At 57.1% G+C, this 24,414-nt stretch carries 23 protein-coding genes and 2 rRNA genes; 12 read left to right on the forward strand and 13 right to left on the reverse strand.

Going from position 1 to position 24,414, the window contains the following annotated elements; translation table 11 throughout:
- The 3 genes from B7L15_RS00005 to B7L15_RS00015 all read left to right on the forward strand — a co-directional run.
- Positions 1 to 2,228 (forward strand): 23S ribosomal RNA (locus B7L15_RS00005); the annotation flags it as partial.
- Between the two features lie 148 nt (positions 2,229 to 2,376).
- Positions 2,377 to 2,492 (forward strand): 5S ribosomal RNA (gene rrf, locus B7L15_RS00010).
- 136 nt (positions 2,493 to 2,628) lie between these two features.
- Positions 2,629 to 2,817, forward strand: coding sequence for a hypothetical protein (locus tag B7L15_RS00015; RefSeq protein ID WP_085917018.1), 189 nt, complete (start codon positions 2,629 to 2,631; stop codon positions 2,815 to 2,817).
- 72 nt (positions 2,818 to 2,889) lie between these two features.
- Here the strand turns inward: B7L15_RS00015 and B7L15_RS00020 are convergent, their stop codons facing one another.
- Entirely contained in the window at positions 2,890 to 3,915 is a 1,026-nt protein-coding gene (locus tag B7L15_RS00020) for a Fe(3+) ABC transporter substrate-binding protein (RefSeq protein WP_085917019.1), read from the reverse strand.
- A gap of 199 nt (positions 3,916 to 4,114) precedes the next feature.
- Between B7L15_RS00020 and B7L15_RS00025 the strand changes: the two genes are divergently transcribed.
- Positions 4,115 to 5,227, forward strand: a complete 1,113-nt coding sequence (locus tag B7L15_RS00025; protein WP_085917020.1) for an ABC transporter ATP-binding protein — start codon at positions 4,115 to 4,117, stop codon at positions 5,225 to 5,227.
- Between the two features lie 21 nt (positions 5,228 to 5,248).
- On the opposite strand, the gene B7L15_RS00030 is transcribed toward B7L15_RS00025, so the two are convergent.
- From B7L15_RS00030 to dctP, 4 genes are all read right to left on the reverse strand, one after another.
- The gene (locus B7L15_RS00030; protein WP_254902827.1) at positions 5,249 to 6,871 is read right to left on the reverse strand and encodes an ABC transporter permease; all 1,623 of its coding nucleotides are present in this window, start codon (positions 6,869 to 6,871) and stop codon (positions 5,249 to 5,251) included.
- 226 nt (positions 6,872 to 7,097) lie between these two features.
- The gene (locus tag B7L15_RS00035; RefSeq protein ID WP_085917022.1) at positions 7,098 to 8,423 is read right to left on the reverse strand and encodes a TRAP transporter large permease; all 1,326 of its coding nucleotides are present in this window, start codon (positions 8,421 to 8,423) and stop codon (positions 7,098 to 7,100) included.
- Positions 8,420 to 8,923 (reverse strand): TRAP transporter small permease subunit, encoded by a 504-nt coding sequence (locus B7L15_RS00040; RefSeq protein WP_085917023.1) that lies wholly within the window; start codon positions 8,921 to 8,923, stop codon positions 8,420 to 8,422. The genes B7L15_RS00035 and B7L15_RS00040 overlap by 4 nt, the downstream gene beginning before the upstream one ends.
- An 82-nt stretch (positions 8,924 to 9,005) precedes the next feature.
- Positions 9,006 to 10,109, reverse strand: coding sequence for a TRAP transporter substrate-binding protein DctP (gene dctP / locus B7L15_RS00045; RefSeq protein WP_066318211.1), 1,104 nt, complete (start codon positions 10,107 to 10,109; stop codon positions 9,006 to 9,008).
- 321 nt (positions 10,110 to 10,430) lie between these two features.
- Here dctP and B7L15_RS00050 point away from each other — a divergent pair, with 321 nt between their 5' ends.
- Together B7L15_RS00050 and B7L15_RS00055 are read left to right on the forward strand one after the other, a co-directional pair.
- Positions 10,431 to 12,611 (forward strand): tRNA(Met) cytidine acetyltransferase TmcA, encoded by a 2,181-nt coding sequence (locus B7L15_RS00050; protein WP_085917024.1) that lies wholly within the window; start codon positions 10,431 to 10,433, stop codon positions 12,609 to 12,611.
- 32 nt (positions 12,612 to 12,643) lie between these two features.
- Positions 12,644 to 14,110 (forward strand): aminoacyl-histidine dipeptidase, encoded by a 1,467-nt coding sequence (locus tag B7L15_RS00055; protein WP_085917025.1) that lies wholly within the window; start codon positions 12,644 to 12,646, stop codon positions 14,108 to 14,110.
- Between the two features lie 58 nt (positions 14,111 to 14,168).
- Here B7L15_RS00055 and B7L15_RS00060 read toward each other — a convergent pair whose 3' ends face one another.
- Positions 14,169 to 14,645: a Dps family protein gene (locus B7L15_RS00060; RefSeq protein WP_085917026.1), complete on the reverse strand. Its 477-nt coding sequence runs from the start codon at positions 14,643 to 14,645 to the stop codon at positions 14,169 to 14,171.
- 162 nt (positions 14,646 to 14,807) lie between these two features.
- Positions 14,808 to 15,944 carry a glycerate kinase gene (locus B7L15_RS00065; protein ID WP_085917027.1) on the reverse strand — a complete coding sequence of 379 codons (1,137 nt, stop codon included), beginning with the start codon at positions 15,942 to 15,944 and terminating at the stop codon, positions 14,808 to 14,810.
- A gap of 92 nt (positions 15,945 to 16,036) precedes the next feature.
- Here B7L15_RS00065 and B7L15_RS00070 point away from each other — a divergent pair, with 92 nt between their 5' ends.
- From B7L15_RS00070 to B7L15_RS00085, 4 genes are read left to right on the forward strand one after another with little or no spacing between them, the layout of a single operon-like run.
- Positions 16,037 to 16,582, forward strand: a complete 546-nt coding sequence (locus B7L15_RS00070) for a hypothetical protein (RefSeq protein WP_085917028.1) — start codon at positions 16,037 to 16,039, stop codon at positions 16,580 to 16,582.
- Positions 16,579 to 16,938 carry a hypothetical protein gene (locus tag B7L15_RS00075; RefSeq protein ID WP_085917029.1) on the forward strand — a complete coding sequence of 120 codons (360 nt, stop codon included), beginning with the start codon at positions 16,579 to 16,581 and terminating at the stop codon, positions 16,936 to 16,938. Before B7L15_RS00070 ends, B7L15_RS00075 begins: the two co-directional genes overlap by 4 nt.
- Positions 16,935 to 17,606 (forward strand): DUF1007 family protein, encoded by a 672-nt coding sequence (locus B7L15_RS00080; RefSeq protein WP_085917030.1) that lies wholly within the window; start codon positions 16,935 to 16,937, stop codon positions 17,604 to 17,606. Before B7L15_RS00075 ends, B7L15_RS00080 begins: the two co-directional genes overlap by 4 nt.
- Positions 17,603 to 18,607 carry a nickel/cobalt transporter gene (locus B7L15_RS00085; protein WP_085917031.1) on the forward strand — a complete coding sequence of 335 codons (1,005 nt, stop codon included), beginning with the start codon at positions 17,603 to 17,605 and terminating at the stop codon, positions 18,605 to 18,607. The genes B7L15_RS00080 and B7L15_RS00085 overlap by 4 nt, the downstream gene beginning before the upstream one ends.
- On the opposite strand, the gene B7L15_RS00090 is transcribed toward B7L15_RS00085, so the two are convergent.
- Positions 18,604 to 19,026 (reverse strand): HIT domain-containing protein, encoded by a 423-nt coding sequence (locus B7L15_RS00090; RefSeq protein ID WP_085917032.1) that lies wholly within the window; start codon positions 19,024 to 19,026, stop codon positions 18,604 to 18,606. The two genes, B7L15_RS00085 and B7L15_RS00090, sit on opposite strands and share 4 nt — an antisense overlap.
- A gap of 146 nt (positions 19,027 to 19,172) precedes the next feature.
- Between B7L15_RS00090 and B7L15_RS00095 the strand changes: the two genes are divergently transcribed.
- Together B7L15_RS00095 and B7L15_RS00100 are read left to right on the forward strand one after the other, a co-directional pair.
- Positions 19,173 to 19,304 (forward strand): entericidin A/B family lipoprotein, encoded by a 132-nt coding sequence (locus B7L15_RS00095; protein WP_085917033.1) that lies wholly within the window; start codon positions 19,173 to 19,175, stop codon positions 19,302 to 19,304.
- Positions 19,305 to 19,387: 83 nt separating this feature from the next.
- Positions 19,388 to 19,744: an I78 family peptidase inhibitor gene (locus B7L15_RS00100; RefSeq protein WP_085917034.1), complete on the forward strand. Its 357-nt coding sequence runs from the start codon at positions 19,388 to 19,390 to the stop codon at positions 19,742 to 19,744.
- Positions 19,745 to 19,786: 42 nt separating this feature from the next.
- Here B7L15_RS00100 and B7L15_RS00105 read toward each other — a convergent pair whose 3' ends face one another.
- From B7L15_RS00105 to B7L15_RS00125, 5 genes are all read right to left on the reverse strand, one after another.
- A complete protein-coding gene (locus tag B7L15_RS00105; RefSeq protein WP_085917035.1) occupies positions 19,787 to 20,791 on the reverse strand; it encodes a hypothetical protein in 1,005 nt (334 codons plus the stop codon).
- Positions 20,792 to 20,833: 42 nt separating this feature from the next.
- Positions 20,834 to 21,355 (reverse strand): acyl-CoA thioesterase, encoded by a 522-nt coding sequence (locus tag B7L15_RS00110; protein WP_085917036.1) that lies wholly within the window; start codon positions 21,353 to 21,355, stop codon positions 20,834 to 20,836.
- Between the two features lie 72 nt (positions 21,356 to 21,427).
- Positions 21,428 to 22,738: a short-chain fatty acid transporter gene (locus tag B7L15_RS00115; RefSeq protein ID WP_085917037.1), complete on the reverse strand. Its 1,311-nt coding sequence runs from the start codon at positions 22,736 to 22,738 to the stop codon at positions 21,428 to 21,430.
- 96 nt (positions 22,739 to 22,834) lie between these two features.
- Positions 22,835 to 24,124: an MATE family efflux transporter gene (locus B7L15_RS00120; protein ID WP_085917038.1), complete on the reverse strand. Its 1,290-nt coding sequence runs from the start codon at positions 24,122 to 24,124 to the stop codon at positions 22,835 to 22,837.
- 9 nt (positions 24,125 to 24,133) lie between these two features.
- Complete coding sequence (locus B7L15_RS00125; protein ID WP_085917039.1) at positions 24,134 to 24,382, reverse strand: YfhL family 4Fe-4S dicluster ferredoxin; 249 nt, start codon at positions 24,380 to 24,382, stop codon at positions 24,134 to 24,136.
- Positions 24,383 to 24,414: the final 32 nt, after the last annotated feature.

The following is a 24,414-nucleotide window of genomic DNA, read 5'->3' on the forward strand; positions in this document are numbered from 1 at the left end:
AAACCGAGCGATCTATCCATGAGCAGGTTGAAGATTGAGTAACATCAATTGGAGGACCGAACCAGGATCTGTTGAAAAAGATTTGGATGACTTGTGGATCGGAGTGAAAGGCTAATCAAGCTCGGAGATAGCTGGTTCTCCTCGAAAGCTATTTAGGTAGCGCCTCACGTATCACCGCCGGGGGTAGAGCACTGTTTCGGCTAGGGGGTCATCCCGACTTACCAACCCGAGGCAAACTCCGAATACCGGTGAGTGCGAGCGTGGGAGACACACAGCGGGTGCTAACGTCCGTTGTGAAAAGGGAAACAACCCAGACCGTCAGCTAAGGTCCCGAAATCCTGGTTAAGTGGGAAACGATGTGGGAAGGCTCAGACAGCTAGGAGGTTGGCTTAGAAGCAGCCATCCTTTAAAGAAAGCGTAATAGCTCACTAGTCGAGTCGGCCTGCGCGGAAGATGTAACGGGGCTAAACCAGGTACCGAAGCTACGGGTTCACACTTAGGTGTGAGCGGTAGAGGAGCGTCGTGTACGCCGATGAAGGTGAATTGAGAAGTTCGCTGGAGGTATCACGAGTGCGAATGCTGACATGAGTAACGATAAAGGGAGTGAAAAACTCCCTCGCCGGAAGACCAAGGGTTTCTGTTCGACGCTAATCGGAGCAGAGTGAGTCGGCCCCTAAGGCGAGGCCGAAAGGCGTAGTCGATGGGAAACGGGTCAATATTCCCGTACCGGACATGATTGCGATGGGGGGACGAAGAAGGCTAGGTGAGCCAGGCGTTGGTAGTCCTGGTGAAAGTCGGTAGGCTGAGGGCTCAGGTAAATCCGGGCGCTCAAGGCCGAGAGACGAGACGAAGACACCACGGTGTTGAAGTCATCGATGCCACGCTTCCAGGAAAAGCCTCTAAGCTTCAGATCATGTGCGACCGTACCCCAAACCGACACAGGTGGTCAGGGTGAGAATCCCAAGGCGCTTGAGAGAACTCGGGTGAAGGAACTAGGCAAAATGGTGCCGTAACTTCGGGAGAAGGCACGCCGGCGTATTGTGAGAGCCCTCGCGGCTTCAGCGAGAACCGGTCGAAGATACCAGGTGGCTGCAACTGTTTAGTAAAAACACAGCACTCTGCTAACGCGTAAGCGGACGTATAGGGTGTGACGCCTGCCCGGTGCCGGAAGGTTAAGTGATGGTGTTAGCCGTAAGGCGAAGCTCTTGATCGAAGCCCCGGTAAACGGCGGCCGTAACTATAACGGTCCTAAGGTAGCGAAATTCCTTGTCGGGTAAGTTCCGACCTGCACGAATGGCGTAATGATGGCCACGCTGTCTCCACCCGAGACTCAGTGAAATTGAAATCGCCGTGAAGATGCGGTGTACCCGCGGCTAGACGGAAAGACCCCGTGAACCTTTACTATAGCTTCACACTGGACGCTGATGTTGCCTGTGTAGGATAGCTGGGAGGCTTAGAAACCCGGACGCCAGTTCGGGTGGAGCCAGCCTTGAAATACCAGCCTGGCATCATTGGCGTTCTCACTCAGGTCCGTTATCCGGATCGAGGACAGTGTGTGGTGGGTAGTTTGACTGGGGCGGTCTCCTCCCAAAGCGTAACGGAGGAGCACGAAGGTACCCTCAGCACGGTCGGACATCGTGCAATGAGTGCAAGAGCATAAGGGTGCTTGACTGCGAGACAGACACGTCGAGCAGGTGCGAAAGCAGGTTCTAGTGATCCGGTGGTTCTGTATGGAAGGGCCATCGCTCAACGGATAAAAGGTACTCCGGGGATAACAGGCTGATACCGCCCAAGAGTTCACATCGACGGCGGTGTTTGGCACCTCGATGTCGGCTCATCACATCCTGGGGCTGAAGTCGGTCCCAAGGGTATGGCTGTTCGCCATTTAAAGTGGTACGCGAGCTGGGTTTAGAACGTCGTGAGACAGTTCGGTCCCTATCTGCCGTGGGCGTTGGATGTTTGAGAAGGGCTGCTCCTAGTACGAGAGGACCGGAGTGGACGCACCTCTGGTGTTCCGGTTGTCACGCCAGTGGCATTGCCGGGTAGCTATGTGCGGACGGGATAACCGCTGAAAGCATCTAAGCGGGAAGCCCCCTTCAAGATGAGACATCCCTGAGGCCTAGAGCCTCCTGAAGGGCCCAGCGAGACCAGCTGGTTGATAGGCACGGTGTGGACGCGCTGCAAGGCGTTGAGCTAACGTGTACTAATGGCCCGTGAGGCTTGACCCTATAACACCCAAGGGGTCTGGTCGTGATGATAACGATGAGTGTTGAAGCACTCAGAGAACCGGATACGCGTACTGAGGCAAGTGTTGATGACACAGGGCTTGGTAAGAGACGCACACAAAGCACAGCATGATAGGCATTTAAAGTTACGCCTGACGACCATAGCAAGCGTGAACCACCTGATCCCTTGCCGAACTCAGCAGTGAAACCGCTTCGCGCCGATGGTAGTGTGGGGTCTCCCCATGCGAGAGTAGGTCATCGTCAGGCACCTATACCGCAGAAAACCCAGCCAATCGGCTGGGTTTTTTGTTTGTATGTGCCATTTATTGGCGTGATTTATGTGTAGCACCTAATATGAAACGGCGTTTAACTGTTTAACTACCGTGATAGAAGGAGCATGGTGATGGATAAAGGATTCAAAGCTATTGGTGTGGCGCTTTTATTAGCATTTCTCGCCGTCGGTCTGACCGCCTGTGGCGATGATCAAGGCCCTGCAGAAGAGGCGGGCGAAAATATTGATGAAACCATGGAAGAAGCTGGCGATGAAATTGAAGAGGCCGGTGACGAAATGGAAGAGGCTGCTGAAGAGTAAGCGGCTGTAATGCAGTGACAAAAAAAGCCCCACGGTCGACCGTGGGGCTTTTTGCGTGGTTAACGCTGGGTATTAACGCCATTCGACCCGATCAAAGATGCGAATCGCTTCGGGATTGTTTTCTCCCAGAATGCTGATATTTACATCATCCTTTTTGAAGTTGCCCCATGATTCGAGGACAGGGTCACGCTTGACGTTATTCACGACGGGAAATTCATTGTTACCCGACGCGAAGATTTCCTGAGCCGTATCGGATGCCAGGAACTCAAGGAATGCCACCGCGTTTTCGCGGTTAGGAGCACCCTCAACAACACCGGCACCGCCGACATTGACGTGAGCGCCTCGATCATCTTGATTGGGGAAGATGATACCGACGTTGCGTGCAGCCTCGCGATCCGCTTCATCGTCCGATTTCAGCAGGCGAACGTAATAATAGTGGTTGGCGACGGCTAGATCGCACTCGCCGCTGGCGGCGCCAAGGATCTGATCTGTATCACCGCCTTCTGGGTCACGTGCCATGTTATCGACAACGCCTTGAGCCCACTCTTCAGCGCCTTCCTCACCGTGATGCTCAATCATCGAAGCGAGCAAGGACTGGTTGTAGATGTTGTTGGACGAACGAATGCAGATGCTATACCCCAGGTCGTCGCTGGCAAGGTCTTCGTAACGCGTGATGTCACCGGGATCCACGTTCTCACGGTTATAGAAGATCGCCCGTGCACGCTGGCTAAATCCGAACCACAGCCCTTCAGGGTGACGCATGGATTCAGGTAGGCGTTCAGCTAGCACATCGGATTCGATTCCCTGGAAAATCCCCTCCTGTTCAGCGCGCCACAGCCTGCCAGCATCAACCGTCATCATGATGTCGGCAGGGCTGGCAACACCTTCGCGCTGGATGCGTTCGATCAACTGATCGGAATCACCTTCCAGGATATTGACTTCAATACCCGTTTCTTCTGTGAAAGCATCGTAAAGTCGCTCGTCAGAATCGTAGTGACGAGCAGAGTAGATATTAAGCTCATCCGCCAGTGCATGGCTTGCGAAGGCAGAGCTGGCGAGAGCAAACGCGATAGGTGCGGCGAAACGTGCAGTTTTCATCGGCGATAATCCTTATATTGCTAATGATAATAAGTTGTATTATTAACTTGATTATTACAGCTTTTTGCAGCGTTAACGTCAAGATGACTTACCGTTGAAGGGTGCATATAGGATAAATAGAAAATAGAATGTTAATTACTTTCAAACGTATTATATGGTTGTCTGCTGGTCAGGCAACCGGGAATAGAACGGTGATGCAATGACAGCAACAATGAAGGCGGCGCAAAAAGCGCTTAATGAAACGGCGCTAGCGATGCATCAGGTGCAACACGCTTTTGACCAGAATACCGTTGTAAAGGGTGTGGATCTTACCGTGGCGCCGGGAGAAGTGGTCTGCCTGCTGGGCCCTTCCGGCTGTGGCAAGACCACCTTGCTGCGAATAGCAGCGGGCTTGGAAATGCTGCAAGAAGGCAGCGTCAGCCTGCAAGATGAACAAATTGCCGCGCCGGGACTGCGTCACGTGCCGCCAGAAAAGCGTAACGTGGGGCTGGCATTCCAGGACTCGGCGCTATTCCCTCATCTGTCCGTGCTGGAAAATGTCACCTTTGGCCTGAAGCACTTGTCGGCCAGTGCCAGGCGTGAGCGTGCCGAGGAGCTGTTATCTCAGCTGGGGATGGCGAACTATGCGTCAACCTATCCGCATATGCTGTCGGGCGGTCAGCAGCAGCGTGTGGCACTTGCCCGGGCGTTGGCGCCTGAGCCGAGGCTGATGCTGTTGGATGAACCTTTTTCAAGCCTGGATGCAAGGCTGAGGGATCGGATACGGGACGATACGCTACACGTTTTAAAAAAGGTCGGAGCTGCGACCTTACTGGTTACCCATGACCCTGAAGAAGCCATGTTCATGGCGGATCGTATTGCACTGATGCGCGATGGGCGTATTGTACAAACAGGCACGCCGAGAGAGCTCTACTGTTCACCCAAGGATCCATTCGTGGTGACGTTTTTTGGTGAGGTCAATGAGATCGAAGGCGTGGTTGAAGAAGGGCACGTTACAACGCCTGTGGGGTGGGTGCCGGCTGAAGGCATTGCTGATGGGACGGCCGTGCAAGTGATGATTCGCCCGGAAGCCTTGCGTGTCATCGAGCGCGATCTGCCGGCTAATTCCCATGCACATAGTCATATCGTGATGGCGAAGTTACTCGGCCGCAGTAGTCTGTTGCATCTTTGTGCCCATGCAGACGACGGCCAGGAAGCCCACTTGCATGCCAGGGTGCCCGGGGTTTTTCTGCCTGCTGAAGGCCAACCGATCGATATTCATTTGGATTTGTCTCAGGTATTCGTGTTTCCTCACGCGTCTGAGGACAGTTAACGACATTCTTGGCGGTTACGGCTATGCCCCTGGGCGTGAACGACGCATGGCCATACTCAGCAGTATCACCGGCAGAATGCCGACCATCACGATCGCCAATGATGAAGTGGAGGCTTCAGCCAGGCGCTCATCAGATGCCAGGTTATGCGCTCTGACGGCAAGCGTATCGAAATTGAACGGCCGCAGTATGATCGTCGCGGGAAGTTCTTTCATGACATCGACAAATACCAGAATGCCCGCCGCAAGCAAGCTGCTGCGCATCAAGGGAGTGTGCACGTAGCGCAAAGTGCCGCCCGCCGTTTGCCCCAGGGTTCGAGAGGCCGCATCCATGCTGGGAGTGACCTTGCCGAGACTGGCTTCTACGGCATTGAAGGAAACGGCTAGAAAGCGCACGACGTAGGCGTAGAGCAGAATAAAGGCCGAGCCGCTGAAGATCAGGCCAATGATCTGGCCGTTATACGCCTGCAAGCCCGTATTGATGATGTTATCCAGCCAGGCAAAGGGGATCAGAATCCCTACTGCCACTACCGAACCGGGAATGGCATAGCCCATCGCCGAAATACGTGTTGTAAAGCGCGCAAGCGCTGTGTCGTGTACCCGAACGCCATAGCTAATCAGTACCGCCGTACCGACGGCGATGATGGCCGCTAGCGCCGACAGGCTTAGACTATTCCACGCAAAGCCAAGAAAGCGCGATCCCCACAGAGAATCGCCTTGCGTCAGCGCCAAATCGAGCAGAATGCCGCTGGGCAGTAGAAATCCGACAATGATCGGAATGGCGCATGCCCCAGTGGCGGCGGCTGCCCGCCACCCATGAAGCGCATATTCAGGCAATTGCTGATACCGGTTTGTGGTGTGGAAGTAGCGCCGCTTGCCGCGGGACCAGCGCTCAAGTAACACCAGTACAATCACAAAACTGAGCAGGCAGGCAGCCAACTGGGCGGCGGCGACGGGCTCGCCCATGCCAAACCAGGTTCGATATATGCCCGTCGTGAAAGTATCTACACCAAAAAACTGGACCGCGCCAAACTCATTGAGGGTCTCCATCAGTACCAATGATACGCCGCCTACCAGCGCCGGGCGTGCTAGCGGAACCGCAATGCTGAAAAACAGGCGCCAGGGGCCGCGACCCAGAGTACGGCCAACGTCGAGAACGCAGACCGACTGCTCTAGAAAGGAAGCCCGGGCCAGTAGGTAAACATAGGGATAAAGCACCATGGTGATAAGGGTGGCAGCACCGCCTAGCGAGCGAACGTCAGGGAAAAAATAATCGCCGTGTTCCCAGCCGAACATGTCACGCAGGGCGCTCTGAAAGGGCCCGGCAAATTGTAGGAAGTCGGTATAGGCGTAGGCGATGACATAGGTAGGCACAGCCAGGGGAAGAAGTAATGCCCACTCGAATAACCGCTTGCCCGGAAAGCGGCACATGACGACCAGCCAGGCGCTTCCCGTGCCGATGATCAGGGTGCCGACTCCCACCCAGACGACAAGCCAGAAGGTATTGTTCAGGTAGCGCGGTAGCACGGTACTGGCGAGGTGTTGCCATACGCCATCGGTGGGCAGTGCAATATGTGCAAATACCACGATGACAGGCAGCGCCACCACTAACGCGACGCCGATGAGTACTGCCGACCAGAGGTTCAGTTTTCGCTGAGGGCTGGGCCGCTGTGCGGCTGACTCACCAGAAGTGGAGCGGGACACGAGAAGACTCCTTGCAAAAGCAAACGGATATCGCAGCGACATAGGGTGCGCACGGCGAGGAATAGTACCATCGGCCGTCGACAGCTGCAGCCACTTGGCTTCTTGTGACGTGCTGTTAAAAAAAAGCCCGGCTTTATGCCGGGCTGAACGACTTGAAGGATGATGAAGATCAACCGACCAATAAGCTGGGTAAGCCGGTAATCAGGACGGGGAAGAAAGCCATCAGTGCGCACGCGAATAGAATGAGCGCCACAAACGGAATAACCGCTTTGTAGAGGTCAACAATCTCTACCCCAGGCGGTGCCACCCCTTTGAGATAAAACAGGGCATAGCCGAATGGGGGGGTAAGGAAGGAGGTCTGGAGCACAACGGCGACCATTACCACAAACCACAGCACATCGATGCCCATCGTCTCGACAATCGGTAGCATGATGGGGAAGCTGAGCAGCACGATTCCTGTCCAGTCCAGGAACATTCCCAGGATGAATACCAGAAAGAGCATCAGCAGCAGAGCGCCGAACGTACCACCTGGCATGGACAGGACGACCTCGCTGATAACCTCCATACCGCCACCAATCGAAAACACGCCGGTAAACGCCGTGGCGCCTACCAGTACCAGCATTACCATGGTGGTGGTTTTGCCCGCTTCGATCATCGTGCTGTAGCAGGTGGAGAGTTTGCGGTCGCCGAAAATCATGAACAGGATGAAGGCGATGAAAACCCCGATGGCGGACGCTTCGGTGGCCGTTGCAATACCGGTAAACAGAGCCCCCAATACGCCCAAAATCAATGACATCGGCGGAACGACATACTTCGCAAGCATGACCATAAGCTGCCGAGTGCTGACTTCGGCGCGTTCCGCTGCTGGCACCTTCGGGCCATATGAGGGTTTTACATAGCAGATAATCAGCACGTAAAGCGCATACATGACGCCGAGTAGCAGGCCGGGTACCAGCGCTCCGGCAAATAGCGCACCCACCGATACGGGGGAATAGCTCGCCATCAGGATCAACATGATGCTGGGCGGAATCAATATCCCCAGGCAGCCGCTGGCCATGATGACACCGGCACTCAGTTCTTTGTTGTAGCCATACTTGAGCATCGGTACCAGGGCAATCATACCCATCACGGCAATGGAAGCACCGACAATACCTGTTGTGGCAGCGAGCAACACCGAGACCACGACCACCGTCAGGGCTAACCCGCCGCGCAGGTTGGCGAGTAATAAACGCATGACATCGAACATTTTCTCGGTCACGCCTGAGTCGTTCAAAAACCGCGCCATCAGGATAAACAGCGGAATGGCGACGAGGACGTAGTTATCCATGGCGTTGCCATAGACGTTATTGATAATAATGCCAAGGGTGTTGGCGCCCGGGCCCAAAAAGGCACCAATGACGGCCACGCCCCCCAGCACAAACGCTAACGGATGCCCCATGAACAGGCCGACTAACAGGCCGCCAAACATCACCAGAGTCAGTAATTCTGCACTCATGCGTGGTTCTCCTCACGCAGTTGGATAATAGCGCGCAGCACGATGGCAATGGCCTGCAGCAATATCAAAACCGCTGCCAGGACAATCACGCCTTTTACAGGATAAACCGGCAGGGCCACCATGCCGTAAGTGGTCTCGCCACGGCTAATGGAGCGCTCGAAGAAGGCCCAGCCTTGGGTTAACAGCAGCCAGATAAATGGTACAAAAAAGATGGCGTAGCCGGCGAGTTCCAGTGCTGCCTGTTTTTTTCGGGATAAAAGGCGTTTTAATACGTCGACTTCCACGTGAGCATGGTGACGAAGTCCATAGGCGGCCATCAGCATAAAATGGGCGCCGAAGAGCATTTTTGTCACGTCAAAGGCCCAGTCGCTTGGGCGTCCAAGGAAAAAACGCATCGCGATGTCATACAGCACAATCAGTGTGATAACCGCGATAAGAGGCGCAACAATTCGCCCAAAGAGCTCATTGAACCTGTCAATGGCTTTTGCGATCGCATGCATGGGACATCTCCCGCTTCTAAAGTATAGGCACTTGACGTAAAACCGCCCCGACGGTGGCATCGGGGCGGCTATCGACAATCAATTACATGCAGGCTTCGATTTCTTCGAGCGATGGCAGGTTGTCGATGGAGCGGCTCATGTTGAACGGCACGGTGATGTCACGCCAGTTCGCGTAGTGCTCCATATAGCTGATCATGGAGTGATAAACTTTTGCATGCATCGGGTCTTCACATGCGCCGCGCAGAATCACTTCGTTAGTCGCATCTTGGATGGTGGCAAGGTCTTCGGCCGAAAGGGTGCTGATTTCGACGCCATCTTCCTGGAATTTCACTGTTGCCTCGGTGGATTGGCGCTCTGACCATGCCAGTGACCACGCCATTGTCGCGTCGGCAGCAATTTTCAGCGTCTCCTGGGTTTCCTCGGAAAGCTCATCCCACGCATCTTTGTTGATCATTACACCAAAGACACTGGCCGATTGGTGCCAGCCAGGTGTCGACCAGTAATCGGCTACTTCAGAGAAGCCAGCGTTATAGTCGACGCCTGGTGTCGAGAATTCACCCGCATCGATCACGCCGCGCTCGATCGCCTGGTAAACTTCACCACCGGCCAGCGTGACCTGTGAGCCACCCAGCTCTTCAAGGACGCGGCCCTGATCGCGGCCTGACAGGCGCAGGCGCTTGCCTTCAAGATCGGCGATACTTTCGATGGGCGTGTTGCCCATGAAGCCGGATTCGTTATTGGTGATCCCGTAAGGCAGATACACCATGTTGTAGTTGCCATATACTTCTTGATAGAGGTCCCAGCCACCCCACTGCTGAATCCAGTTGAGGTAGTCAACGCCGTTGAACAGGCTGGTGGTTGTGGCTAGCGGCGAAAACGCCGGGCTGCGGCCTGCCCAGTAGCCTGGCCAGTCGCCCGAGGCCTGGATGGCGCCGGTTTCGGTGGCGTCAAACACCTCGGTGCCCGGCATCAGCGTGCCGCCGGCGCGGAAGTTGATCTGCAGCTCGTCGCCCGCCAACTGGTTGACCAACTCGACCCAATGCTGATCAATTTTAATTAGATCCAGGTTGTCTGGCCATGTCGTGGTCATGGTCCACTCTTGCTGGGCATGAGCGGTCGAAGAGATGGCTGCTAATGCAACACCAGCAGCGAGGCTTGTGATGGCAAACTTGGCAGTTTTTTTCATGTTGGATCCTGTTGGTCGCCGTTAGATTTATTAGGGGATTTGGATGCAGTTCGTGCAGTTGGCATGCATTACGTTTACGTAAAGGAATGAATTACCCTGCATGCTTAAATTAGCACATTCTGGCCGTTGCAATGCAACATCCGTGCTGTGCTAGGTTGATGGCTGGCAAGCAGGGTGAAGATGTTTTTTATTTATATATAAATCATGTGGTTAGTTTGTTGTTGGATTGTTCGGGCAACAGGGTCTAAGTGTGAAAAACGTTGAAAGGGTCTCGGTGATGCAACCAAAGTTGTAAGCTGTCTATCCCGTCGAGGAGATGTTATGTCGTCGTTACCAACCGGCGAAGCGGTAGCGTCACGGTCGATCACGCTATTGGTTCAACGGGCAAGACAGTTGGAAAGGCGGCGTTGGCGTCAGCTTGTCTGGCTGCAAGGCGGTGCCAGGCAATGTGAAGCGCTAGCAGTTGCGTTATGGAAGTCGCGGGCATGGCGTTCCCCATTATGGATAGGCAAGGCCGCGCCTGTTCAACCCGCAATGAAAGCCAATCAGGCCCCTAATCGGCTCGGTGCCGAGCATCAACTGGTGGTGGTCAATGCCCATGATCACGCAGGTGGCTTCAATCCTGATGCGCTAGGCGCCATTGGCGGGACCCTGACAGCGGGTGGGCTGCTGGTGTTGATCACGCCCACCGACTGGGGCCGGGAGCCCGACCCGGACTACGCGCGCATCGCTGACTCCCCTTGGCAGTGGAACGACCTGACAGCGCGCTACCTGGCACGGTTGGCCGCTCAGTTGAAAACGTCAGAACAGATCATCCGCTGGTTACCCGGAGCGCTGCCTCGACTGGGGCGTCTTGTGGCCACGCCGCCTATAATGCAAAAGCCCGAGGATACCGACTGCATCACGCTGGATCAGGCCACTGCCGTCAGGGCACTGGTCGGTCTCAAACGCAGGCGGCCGCTGGTCATCACCGCCGACCGAGGTCGTGGTAAAAGCGCCGCGCTGGGCATTGCCTGTGTTCTACTGCTACAGCAGCAAAAAACCTCGCGAGTGATTGTCACCGCCCCACGCCTGGCCGCCGTGGAAGCTGTGTTTGAGCGTGTGGCAGCGCTATGCCCTGATGGCAATCGAACCACCCCAGAGCGATTTATATTCACCAACGGCGCTGAACTTTTGTTCGTTGCGCCCGATGCGCTTGGCGAACACGTGACAGCAGGTACGCTGGGTGGCGACGGCAGCTACCTGATGGTCGATGAGGCCGCAGCACTGCCGCCAGCGCTGTTAGCACAATGGCTGGCCGCCTTTCCCAGACTTGCGTTTGCCACCACCGTCCACGGCTACGAAGGTTCCGGGCGCGGGTTTGCGCTGCGTTTTCGTCAAGTGCTGAATGTGAAAACACCGGACTGGAAGGCACTCACCCTTGATACACCGGTTCGTTGGCAGGCGGCGGATCCGCTTGAAGAAACGCTCAATCGTTTGTTGCTATTGAACGCGCCGCTGCCCACCGCTAAAGAAGCATTAGCGCTACCCGCTGCTTCCTATGAGGTCTCCAGAGATGAACTTGTCCTGGACGAAGAGGCTCTTGCCCCACTATTTGGTCTGCTGGTGCAGTCTCACTATCGAACGACCCCCAGCGACTTGCGCCAGTTGCTGGATGGCCCCGGTATGCGCCTGCGCGTTATCGGCCATCGGCAGCGGCCGCAGGCGGTGCTGGTCACCCGTGAAGAAGGAGGCTTTGCGGTGGACCTTGCTGATCAGGTGGCGCGCGGAGAACGCCGCCCCCAGGGGCATTTAATGGCTCAATCACTGGCGGCACATTCGGGCTGCCGGGATGCGTTGACAGCGTGTTGGCGGCGGGTGGTTCGCATTGCCTGCCACCCTGACTGGCGTCGTCAGGGGGTGGGGGGCAGGCTGTTGAGCGACGACCGGCAACAAGCCGTCGGTCAGGGCGCCATGCTGTATGGCGCGACCTTTGGGGCCGATGCAGGGCTGCTGCGTTTCTGGCGTGCCGAAGGGTTTAGAACGGTGCGCCTGGGCGTTACTCGTGAACCGTCAAGCGGTGAGTTCGCCATTATGGTGGCAAGCGCCCTGACTCCAGCAGGTGAAAAAGTGCTGGATGCCCTTTCCGGACGATTTATATCCCAGCTGCCCAACTTGTTGGCATTTGAATTGGCGCGCTTGCCCGCTGAGGTGGTGAGCCTGGTGATTAACGAACTGCCCGAGCAGCCATTGACTGAGGTTGAGTGGCAGGATATCGACGATGTGGCGACAGCACATCGAGCTCCCGCGCTTGCCCGGTCGTCCTTGCAGGCACTGGCCCGCGAAGCGAGTCGCTGGCCGCTGTCGGCAGCGGGTCAATCAGCGCACCAGCAACTGGCCGCCTGGGCGTTCCAGAATCAGCCGCTTGACGATGCGCCGAGCGTGTCTGTGCAAGCGCTACGCGAGGCGGTGCGAACCCTTTGGGCTCAGCAACCGCTTCCCCCCGCTGCCCGGGACCGTTAAAGTAAGCCGGTTATCCATGATAAAGAGTTTCCATGAACGAACATCTTGATGCGCTGACCCCCACACTCGTGTGGCAGCACTTTCGTACGCTGTGTAATACGCCTCGCCCATCCGGCCATGAGGCCCAGCTTGTTGAGTTGCTGGAAGCCTGGGCAGCGACACAAGGCATGGCCCACGACCGTGATGCCTTTGGCAACCTGCGCCTGCGCAAGCCGGCCACCCCGGGTTATGAACACGTCCCAGGGCTCATCTTGCAGGGTCATCTGGACATGGTGGCTCAAGCCAATGCCGGGCACGCGCATGATTTCCAGCGTGACCCGATCGCGACCTATGTCGCTGACGGTTGGCTGCATGCCGAGGGCACGACCCTCGGGGCTGATAATGGCCTTGGGGTGGCCGCGATTTTAGCGCTGCTTGAAGATCCCGCGCTTACCCATGGCCCTCTGGAAGCCTTGTTTACCCTTGAGGAAGAAACCTCAATGGGCGGTGCCCTGCATCTGGCCGAAAACTGGCTGGAAGGAGAGCGCCTGCTGAATCTCGACAGCGAGGATCATGGCGAGGTGTTTATTGGCTGCGCGGGTGGGGCCGATGTGGTCGTTAATGCCCAACTACCTAGTGCTGCACTCAGGGACAATGAGTGCCTGCTCAGACTGTCGCTGACGGGATTAAAGGGCGGCCATTCGGGGATGGATATTCATAAGCCGCTAGGTAACGCCAACCGCCTGTTGGTACGCGTGCTGCGCTCCCTCGAGCATGTCGATGCCCGGTTGCTTAACTATCAGGGTGGCACACTGCGCAATGCGATCCCTCGCGAAGCCTTTGCCGATATCGCCCTGCCCGTTGACGAGCAGCAAGAGGCGCTGGCTATTGTTAGCGAATTGACGCAAACGCTGCAGCGCGAACTGGGCAGTGGTGATGAGGGTATGCGGCTGGTTGCCGAGCCTCTAAGCCCAAGTAGAAATGTTGAACCGCTGACACTGGATGCCAGCACGATGCTGGTGGCCGCGTTGCATGCAGCCCCCTGTGGCGTCGAGCGGATGAGTGCCGATGTGCCCGGTGTGGTTGAAACGTCCAACAACCTGGGGGTGGTGAGCCTCGATAAAGGGCGCTTTCACCTATGTGCACTGGTGCGCTCGCTACACGACAGCGCCGTCACGGCGATGGCGGACCGCTTTAAAGCACTGTTTGAACTGATCGGGGCACGAGTTAACGTCGAGCACGGCTACCCGGGCTGGGTACCCAACCCCAACGGTGATCTGCTTAAGCGCTTTAACGCCTGCCACCAGTCGCTGTTAGGGAAACAGCCAGCAGTCAAGGTAATTCATGCGGGGCTTGAATGCGGTATTCTGGGCAGTAAATACCCACATCTCGATATGTTGTCTTTTGGCCCCACGATTCGCGGTGCGCACTCGCCGGATGAGCGCGTGGAGCTGGCAACGGTGGACGAGTTCTGGCGCTTGCTGAAAACGCTGGTGGAAGACCTGGCGCATAACCCCTGAACCCAAAAACGGCACCCGATGGGTGCCGTTTTCATTCGACGACCGGCTTCTGAAACGCTTATTTACTGAGGTAGGCGTTCAGCATCCAGACGGTTTTTTCCTGCTCGCGAATGTAATCGCTTGCCTGCGATGCGGTGCCTTCATCGTCAGCATCTGACGCGATGGACAGCAACTCACGCTGCAATTCGATCAGCGCTTGATAGCCGCGCAGTACGCCATTGACGCAGGCGGTGCCGTCGTGGACGTCTTTGTCTTCCTCGATACGCGAGAGCTTGATGTAGTCACTGTAGGCGTGGACAGGTTTGTGGCCCAGTGTGAGAATACGCTCGGCAACTTCATCCACTTTCGTCAGCAAGTCTGTGTAAAATTCTTCAAACTTGGCGTGCAGCTCGAAAAAGTCGTTACCTTTGACGTTCCAGTGATAGCCACGAACGTTCATATAAAAGATCTGATAGTTGGCGAGCAGGTGATTGAGTTTTTCTGCCAACTGGCTGGCGCTGCCTTCGTGAAGACCGATGCTGTTGGTATCGGACATATCTAGACTCCTTGATGGGCACCGCTGCGCGGCGACAAATGTTGGTGATTAGGTTAAGAGGGCGGACTAGCGTTGCAAAGCAGGTTTTTTGCATTGCCGCCATAGCGCTAGCCCATTACCTATCAATCTATAACCAGTAAATGCAGACGAGGCCGTCGTTTTTCAAGGGCGGGCCGACTGCCAAAGCCGAACCAGGTTTTCGCAACGGGCTTCAAGCAGCTCAGCCGTTCTGGGCAATGCGTCGCTTAACGCCATCGGGCCATCCGCAAGCGCAAAGGCGGCGGTCACGCCTTCCTGCAAACAGGCCTGCCAGCCATCGCCCAGACTGCCGGCCAAGACAACCACCGGCACCTGATGCCTCGCGGCCGCTCGCGCAACGCCGATGGGTGTCTTGCCGGAAAGGCTTTGGCCGTCCAGACGTCCCTCTCCGGTAATTACCAGGTCGGCCTGGGCGAGCAAGGTATCAACCCCGGCCTGCTGCATGAGCATGTCGATGCCCGGTTTCAGCGTGGCGCCGAGGAATGCGTGCGCAGCAAAGCCCATGCCGCCCGCCGCACCCGCGCCGGGCAGGTCGCGGTCATCACGGCCCAATGTATCGGCCGCAATGTCGGCGAAATGGCTGAGCGCTTGGTCAAGTTGCTGAACATGAGCGGGTGTCGCGCCTTTCTGTGGTCCGAAAACGGCGCTGGCGCCGTGCTCGCCCAGCAGCGGGTTATCGACATCCACCGCGGCATCAATGGCCAGTTTGCCAAGCCGAGGGTCCAGCTCCTCTAACGATAGCGTCGCCAGGTCGGCAAGCGCGGCTCCGCCTGGGGGCAGCGCTTGTCCTTGGCCATCGAGCAGGCGAGCCCCCAGCGCCTGGAGCATGCCAGCACCCCCATCGTTGGTCGCGCTACCGCCTAGTAGCAGTAGCGCCTTCTCTGCGCCGTGGTCCAGTGCTGCGAGAAGCAGCTGGCCCACGCCATAGGTAGACGTATAACGCGCATCGCGCTCATTCTGGGTAAGTGGTTGCAGGCCACTGGCTTCTGCCAGTTCAATAAACGCGGTACGCTGCTCGGCAAGCCAGCCCCAATAGGCCAGGCGCGGGCGGCCCAGGGCATCCAACACCGTTTGTTGACGACGCTCGGCCCCGGTTGCCGCGATCAGGGCATCAAGGCTGCCTTCGCCACCGTCAGCCAATGGGCAGATCAGCGGATGCAGGTCAGGGTCCGCCCATGCGGCGCCCCGGGCCATGGCATGTGCCGCTTCTTCTGCGCTGAGTGCGTCTTTAAAACTATCAGGGCAAAACAGGATATGCATGGGCACCCTTTTCAATGATCATGGTCTGTAGAATGAGCTTAGCGCGCCATGCCGAAGCAAACCAGCACCATCCGTCAACCCAAGGAGTGGTTATGAAGTGGATGCCGTTCAGTTTCATATGCCTGCTCGCCCTTGGCGGCTGTCAGGCGGTACCGTCATCGCTGCCCAATGCGGACCCCCTGCCTTCCCCGGCGTGCTACTTTCCAAGCGAGGCGCCTTCAACCTTGACTGCCAGTGTCGATGTGCTGACTGAATGGGGCTTCAGTCTGGACGCAAGCGATACCCGGTTAGGTTTTTTAAGCGCCAGTCGAGAGCGTGAGCTACATGGTGCGTCAGACCTTTACGCCTCGCCGCATTTCAGCTCACGAATGTCGCTGAGCGTGTTCGGCGGGATGGGCGTTGGTGGCCGGTCGCATTTGGGGGTTGGTTTGGGTGGTGGGTTTGGCCAGTTGCCCACCGAAGTAGAACGGGTATCGCTGCTTTGGGATAACCATCACGTGCGAGTGTCACGCGATATCCGCCGGTTTGATCAGTATGGCAGTTTGCGCACGGGGCGTAGCGCCAGTACCGACGATTTTTGCGCGCGATTCCAAACTGCCCTGGACGCGTATACGACCACAGGAGACAGCGCACCATGAGAGTGATTCATTGGGCCGCGGCTGGCTTGCTGGTAATGCTCAGCGGCTGCGCGACGACACCGCCGCCGGAGCCACGCGAACTGGTCTATCAGGCCCCGGCTGAAGACACCTTTCGCGCGGCAGTTAGCCTGATGATCGAGCAAGGCTATGTCCTGCGCCACGCCGATTTATCGCTTGGGCGTGCCGAAGGCGTGTTGGCACGCTGGCCAGGTTACCGGCTAGTGCTCGAGGTGAGTGAGGTAGGCAGAGACAGCCATGTGAGCGTTTCGGCGTGGCGTGGTGGGCAGCCGTTACCGCCGAACCGTCTGGATCCATGGTTAGTGGCGCTCCAAAGCCGCCTGGGGTTGGTACCATGACGTATTTGCTCCGCTGGCTGGCACCCCGCTGGGTCGGCTTTATAGGTGCGTTGAGCCTGTTGGCAAGCGCGAGCGCCATGGCGCATCCCCACGGATGGATAGATATCAGCGTCCGTGTGCTCACCGATGACCAGGGACGGGTAACGGGCCTGCACCAAACCTGGCAAATGGATCCGTTCTATAGCCTGGTGGTATTCGACGAGCTGCAACGTGTCGATGGGGCGACGCTCGACGAGGGGCTTGATCAGTTAGGTGGCGAAATACGCAACAATCTTGCCAGCCAAGGCTACTTTACCGAAGCGCGGGTAGACGGTGAGCGCCTGCCGCTTAAAGAGGTTAGCGAATACACCGCCATGCGACGCGATAATCGACTGACGTTTATTTTTATCCTGCCGTTCGCATCCACGCCAGCATTAAGCGGCAGCACGCTCACGTATCAAGTGTATGACCCGACCTATTACCTTGAGGTGGTGCATAAAGCGGAAGGTGACGAGCCAAGCGACAATGCCCTTGTGCTGCGTGATATGCCCGAGTGCGAGCTCACCATCATGCCCGCTGACCCGGATCCCGAGAAGATCATGGAAGCGTCACGCCTGGATGCCGATGAAAGCGGCGAGCCGGGGTTAGGGCGCTATTTTGCTGAAACGGGTCAGGTGGTGTGTCCATGATGTCTCGGCGTTTACCTTTAGGGTTGCTATGCCTTTTAGCCCTGGGAGTTGCCGTCGCAAGCCTTGTCGTGTGGCAGGGCGGGTTAGCGTCAATGAGTTACACCTTGCTCGGCTGGCAGCGTGAGTTGCACCGGGACCTTACCCTTGCGCTGACGGCGCTTTCAGAGCAGTCAGCGGTGGCAACCTGGGCAACACTGCTGGGGGTAAGTTTTGGCTACGGCGTGTTTCATGCCGCCGGGCCAGGGCATGGTAAGGCGGTGCTGGCAACATTCCTGATGTCTCACGGTGGTGCCGTGGGGCGTGCCCTGGGGCTTTCGTTTGCCGCAGCGCTGCTCCAGGGGCTAACGGCCATCGTGTTGGTGGCCATCCTGGTCTACGGCCTCGGCTGGGTAACGCGCCAGGCGATGGGCAGCGTCGTATGGGTGGAATACGCCAGTTTTCTTCTGGTGGCGACCCTGGGGGTATGGCTTTGCTGGCGGGCTGTTGGCCAACTGCGCCGAGCCTATGCTGTGAACGACCACGACCACGACCACGACCACGACCACGACCACGACCACGACCATGACCATGCATGCTGCGGGGGGCACCATATTGGCCCGCAGCAATCGCTTGATTGGCGCACCGCGCTGATGACCGTCGGTGCGATTGGCATGCGCCCGTGCAGCGGGGCGGTGCTGATGCTAGGCGCAGCAGGCTTGTTGGGTCAGTTTGCGGTGGGGGTGGCCGCTGTTGCCGCCATGTCGTTGGGCACTGGGCTCACCGTATCGATGCTTGCGCTGGCCAGTGTTGTGGCGCGAGGCTGGGCGCAGCGTCGTCTGGCGCGTCAGGGGGCAGCTTACCACCGCGTTCAGCGGGCAGCGGGTTGGGTGGCCCTTGCGGGGGGCATCGTGATTGTCACGCTGGGCGTTTCGCTCTGGGCGGCCGGTGTCGCACAGCCGGTGGGGGACCCGGTGTTAGGCGAGCCGCCGTCTCGGTCAGGCAACCCGCTCACCGGTGGTTAGCGTAAGTCCAGCGTTTCAATCAGCGCCGAAAGACGTGCTTGCATGGTTTGCTGTTTGTTGGGCGTGTATGGCTCGGCCCTGCCATACCCCCAAACGGGCGCTGGCCAGGCCTCGTCGTCGTGGTGGCGAATCACTACATGCACATGCAATTGGCTGACCACGTTACCCAGCGTGGCGATATTGAGCTTGTCGCCGTTAAAGGCGGTCTTCATCATCTGGCCCAACTGGCCTGCCTCCCGCCAGAGCTGTTGCTGGTCGTCGGTCGTCAGTTCAAACACCTCGCTCAGCGCAGCACGCCTGGGCACCAGTACTACCCAGGGATAGCGCGCGTCGAGCATTAACAAAGCGCGGCAGAGCGGCAAGTCTGACAGTAGCAGCGTATCCTTGGCCAGGCGCTCATCAAGTGCAAAGGTTGTCATTACGGTGATCCTCATCGGGTAGGAAAAGGTATGGCTTTCAAAGTAGGCGCCATACTGAAAAGGCTGTTACCCTGAAAGTGCTTTTGGCTCATACGTATTGAGTTGAAGTATCCCGATAGTGATTGAATTTGTTAAGGAGAACACTCATGAAAAAACTACTGGCAATGAGCTTTATTCTTTTAATGTCGGCAGGCGTACTGGCGGGCTGCAATACCCTCAGTGGCGCAGGCCAGGATATAGAAGAGGGCGGTGAAGCCGTTCAGGACGCGGCAAGCTAAGCAAAGTGGTACCAGGCGGACCGACGTTTAGCGTCGGTCCGCTGCGTTATAAACGCATTTTTCATGTAACAGGAGTCTCAAGGATGATGTGTTGGCGAGGTTGGCAGCTTAGTGTTTTAACACTTTTATCTCTCTTCTTGGCGGCCTGTGCCCAGACCCCCGGCGCGGGTGATGATGTCCCGAGTGCGCCCCCGCCGCCGCAGGTTGGTAGCGCTCACACCACCGATGATGAAAGGACAGCCTGCCGTCTGGAAGATATTCAATTTGCCTTGGGAGCGCCGATAGATGGCACCTCAAGCGACGCGCTGGCGCAACAAAGCGGTGCTCAACAAGTTCGCGTGTTGCGGCCAGAGGAGGCTGCCACCCTGGACCATCGCCCGGGGCGGCTGAATATCCACCTCGACGATAATGACGTGATCGAAAAGCTAAGCTGCGGTTAGCCCGCATTGATCCTTCAGTGTCATCGGTTTTTTGTCTGTCAGCTAGTCGTAGCGGTCCTTCCAGCGCTGGCGGTTGACCTGTTCTTTGAGTAATTCCAGGACGTCGTACACCACCTGTTCGGTGACCCGGTCACTGCCTTCGTCTGGGGTCAGCCAGCTATCAAAGCCATTTTCCGCCGCGCCTTCAACGAGCCGTTGAAACTCGGGGGAGTGAATCGACAGGGCGACTTCATCCACCAGCCGTTGGGCAACGCCGCTTAACGATGCTTCCATGGCGCTGGTGGCAGTCTCTCCCATGGGCAGGCGGCGTAGTCGCTGGATTTCGGGACTTTCACGCAGCGTACGGCTGACCAACTCGCTGATCGCCGCCATGATGGCGTGTCGGTTGTGCTGGTAGGCAGTGCCCACAGACGTCTCAAGCCGCTGGGCAATTTCCTGGATGAGTTGCTGTTTGCGCGGCATGACGACACGGTCTATGACCTGTTCGGTCAATGAGTCGCTTGAGCGTATTTGCTGTTGAACATTCCCAAGCAACCGCAGGGCGATACGGTCGGAGAGCTCTTCCAGCAAGATATCGTAATACTTGCCGAAGAACTTATAGATCCACCAACCCTCGACGTTGATAAGACGCAGGCGGTGCAGCCGGTAAAGCAGCGAGATAACCCGCAGAATGCGCAACCAGCGCAGCCCGCTCAGCGGGATGCAACCAAGGACGTCGTACCAGTGTACAAAGGGGTAGAAAAACCAGCGGTGGTAACGGCGCTCGGCAATCGCCACGGCCCAGCCCAGCAACACGTCAGCGATAAAAATGCTGACAAAAAACAGGTCGATGGTAATGAAGCGGCTATGAATGGTGGTCGCGTAGGCGCCATGAAAGCTCGGCGATATCGCCTCTATCGTCTGGTTGATCGGAGCAAGTAAAAATAGTGAATCGAACAACAACAAACCGAGGTTGATCACCACGGCCGCAAGAATGAAAAAGTCCCAGCCAATGTGTGCGTACTCAACGCCCTTGGGAAGATGGGGATAGCGCTCCCTGGCAGGCATGGCAGCTCCTTTGGCTTAGTTGGCGGGCGTCGGCAAGACGGATCAAGTCGGCGTTTGTGATTGATGCTGCTGTTGGGCCAGCTGTTCTTGATGCTCGGCTTGTTTGCGCATTTTTTTGCGCAGGGCGGCTTTCTCAAAGCGTAGCTGCTGCAATGGCGTTGCCAAGGCAAGTGGCGGAACTTTAGCGGGTTTTCCGTCGGCGTCTACCGCCACCATACTGAGATAGCAGCTATTGGTATGGCGGATCAGTTTATTGCGGATATCTTCCGCCACCACCTTGATGCCAATTTCCATCGACGAACGCCCTACGTGATTGACGCTGGCCAAAAAGGTGACCAGTTCACCAACGTGAATGGGTTGCTTGAAAAGCACCTGATCGACCGACAGGGTGACTACGTAATGGCCGGAATAGCGGCTGGCGCAGGCGTAGGCAATCTCGTCGAGTTTTTTGAGAATCGCACCACCGTGAACTTTGCCACTGAAATTCGCCATGTCAGGCGTCATTAAGACAGTCATGGACAATTCATGCTGACCGGGCAGGGCGGTCATAGGGGTATCCGACATGGGCTCTACTCGTCTCTTGAGATCAATGTAAAGCGCCTGCCTTCATGGCAGGCGCAGACGCATTGCCTGAGCTTAAAACCAGACAAGGCCAACCGAGATGATGGCACCGGTAATAAACAGCTGAACCAGGCAAAAGCCCATAATATCCTTGGCTTTCAGGCCCGCAATCGCCAGAACCGGCAAGGCCCAGAATGGCTGCAGGAGGTTGGTCCAGGCATCACCCCAGGCAACCGCCATGGCAATGCGTGAAATGTCCGCCCCCAGGGCTTCCGCCGCGGGCAGCATGACCGGTGCCTGAACAGCCCACTGACCACCGCCTGAAGGCACAAACAGGTTGACGATCCCCGCGCTGATGAACGACCAGAAGGGTAGTGACGTTTCAGTGGCAAACGAGATCAGCCATTCGGACATGCTCTGTGCCAGGCCGGACTCGACCATGATGGCCATAATGCCGGCATAGAAGGGGAACTGGATGACAATGCCAGCGCCACCTTTAATGGCTTCGTGCAGGCTGTTGAGCAGGTTGCGCGGTGTGCGGTGAAGAACAATCGCCAGAAACAGGAAAAGAAAGTTCACCACGTTGAGGTTCAAGCCGCCCCCGCGCAGCAGGAAATGATCGGCCAGGAACAACAGTCCTGGAATACCTACCAGCCAGGCCAATGAGGTGCTGTTTTCCAGCTTTTCAGCCGGGCGGGTAATACGGCCTTTGGTCTCTGGCTCATCGTCCAGCAGCTTGGTGTCTACATAGACGCTGTCTTTTTCGTCCGGCAGCATCAGCCGGTTGACCAGCGGAATGGAGATGAACAGGCACGCCACAATGGCCAGGTTAAAGAACGCAAATACCGTTGAGCCGGTGCCGATAATGCCGATATCGTCAGCGGCAAAGTGGCCCTCGGTGGCAATGGTGAGCGGAATTGAACCCGCCAGCCCACCGTGCCAGACCACAAAGCCGGAGTAGGCGCTGGCGACCAGTAGTCGGTAATCGACACGCACCAGGCGAGCCAGTTCCTTGGCAAACAGCGCGCCTACCACCAGGCCGAAGCCCCAGTTAATCCAGCTTGCTGTAAGCGATACCAGGGTGACCAGAATAATCGCGCCACCGGGGCTTTTCGCCGTACTGGCGAGGCGTTGCAGTAGTCGTTTGACCGGGGGAGAGCTGGCCAGCATGAAGCCGGTGACCAGTACCAGCAGCATCTGCATGGAGAAGGTCAATAAGCCCCAGAAGCCGTCGCCCCAGAAACGCAGGACAGCCAGTGGCGTCTGACGCTCGATGGCAATCGCCGCGACAGCGGCAATCAGGGTCAGCAGCAGTACAAAGATGTATGGATCGGGAAGATAGCGTTCGACCATCTTCACCGCCGGTTTGGATATCATTTTCAACATGGCAGGCTCACTTTTTCATTATTAGGAAGTGCACCGCTAATATACTGGGCAACGACCGTTTTTTCATCCTCACAGGCAGGTTTGACAAGTGCTTGATCAACGCCAGCGAGTAAGACGGTAGTGACGGTAATAGCCTATCAAGACAGCCGAGCGTACACAGGTAAATGCCATGAAGGCGAGCCACAGACCATGGTTGCCAAGTTCTTGGGTTAGCCACCAGGTAGGCAGGTAGGCCGCCAGGCCGATAAAGATGCTGTTGCGCATGGCCGCGATGGATGTCGTGCCGATAAACACGCCGTCCAGCAGGTAGCTCCACACGGCGATCAGTGGCATCACGACCATCCAGGGTAAGTAAGTGGCGGCAGTGGCGCGAACTGCTTCAAGACCGGTGAGCATGGCAATCAACCCATTGCCGCCCACAGCGAACACGAGTGCGGCGCCGGCGGCAGTCCACCAGGAAAATCGCGCCGCCGCCCGCACCGTGTCGGCAAACGCTGGCCAGTCATCACGGCCAACGGCACGCCCCACCAGCGATTCCGCTGCGTGGGCAAAGCCGTCAAGGGCATAGCTGGTAAGCATGATGAACTGCAGGAGTACGGCATTGGCGGCGAGGATGGTGTCGCCCTGGCGTGCACCCTGGGCAGTGAAAAATGCCATGGCAAACAAAAGTCCGAGTGTGCGTATAAAAAGATTGGCGTTGACGTTAAACAACGCCGCATAGGCAGAAAGAACCCCCAGACGGCTACGCAGAAACGTCCCTTCGAGCTTGCCTAGCTGACGCAAGACGAGAAAACCGCCGAATGCCAGGGCGGAATAGTCGGCGATCACGCTGGCCCACGCCACGCCATCGCTGGTGAGGCCCAGGCCCATCACGAACCACACATCAAGGACGATATTCACGCTGTTGGTAAGCACCAGGATCATCAGCGTGACGCGAGCGTTCTGCTGGCCGAGGAACCAGCCCAGAATGGTGTAATTGGCCAAAACCGCCGGGGCCGACCATAGACGTATTTCAGCGTAGCTTCTCGCAAGGGCTGTGGCGGCCTCGCTACCATCTAGCAGCCATAGTCCCAGGGCAATAATCGGCGATGCGAAGGCAATCAATAAACTGCCGATAACGACGGCCATGATCAGCGATTGGCCAAGCAGGTTGCGCACATCGCTGTCGCTTTCTCGGCCGACTGCCTGGGCGACTAGCCCCGTAGTGCCCATACGTAGAAAGCCAAACCCCCAATACAGGAAGCTGAACAGGGTGGCACCCAGGGTAACGGCAGCCAGGTAGCGGGAGTCAGGCAGGTGGCCGACCACGGCTGTATCCACCAGCCCAAGCAGCGGCACCGTGATGTTGGAGATGATGATGGGCCAGGCTAGCTGCCATATACGCACCTGATTAGCCTAGGCAGCCGTGATAAGACGGTACTTGTGCATCAGTTGGTCGTGCGTTTCGGGGCGTTCCGGGTCAAGTGGAATGCAGTCGACCGGGCAAACCTGTTGGCACTGGGGTTCGTCAAAGTGACCCACGCATTCGGTGCACAGATTGGGATCGATTACATAGATTTCTTCGCCAGGCGAGATGGCGTCGTTGGGGCATTCGGGTTCACAGACGTCGCAGTTAATGCACTCGTCGGTAATCATCAGGGCCATGGGTATACCTCACGGATGGCGTTCACACTCGG

Source organism: Halomonas sp. CSM-2, from assembly GCF_002119345.1.
In the GTDB taxonomy this organism is placed as follows: Bacteria; Pseudomonadota; Gammaproteobacteria; order Pseudomonadales; family Halomonadaceae; genus Vreelandella; species Vreelandella janggokensis.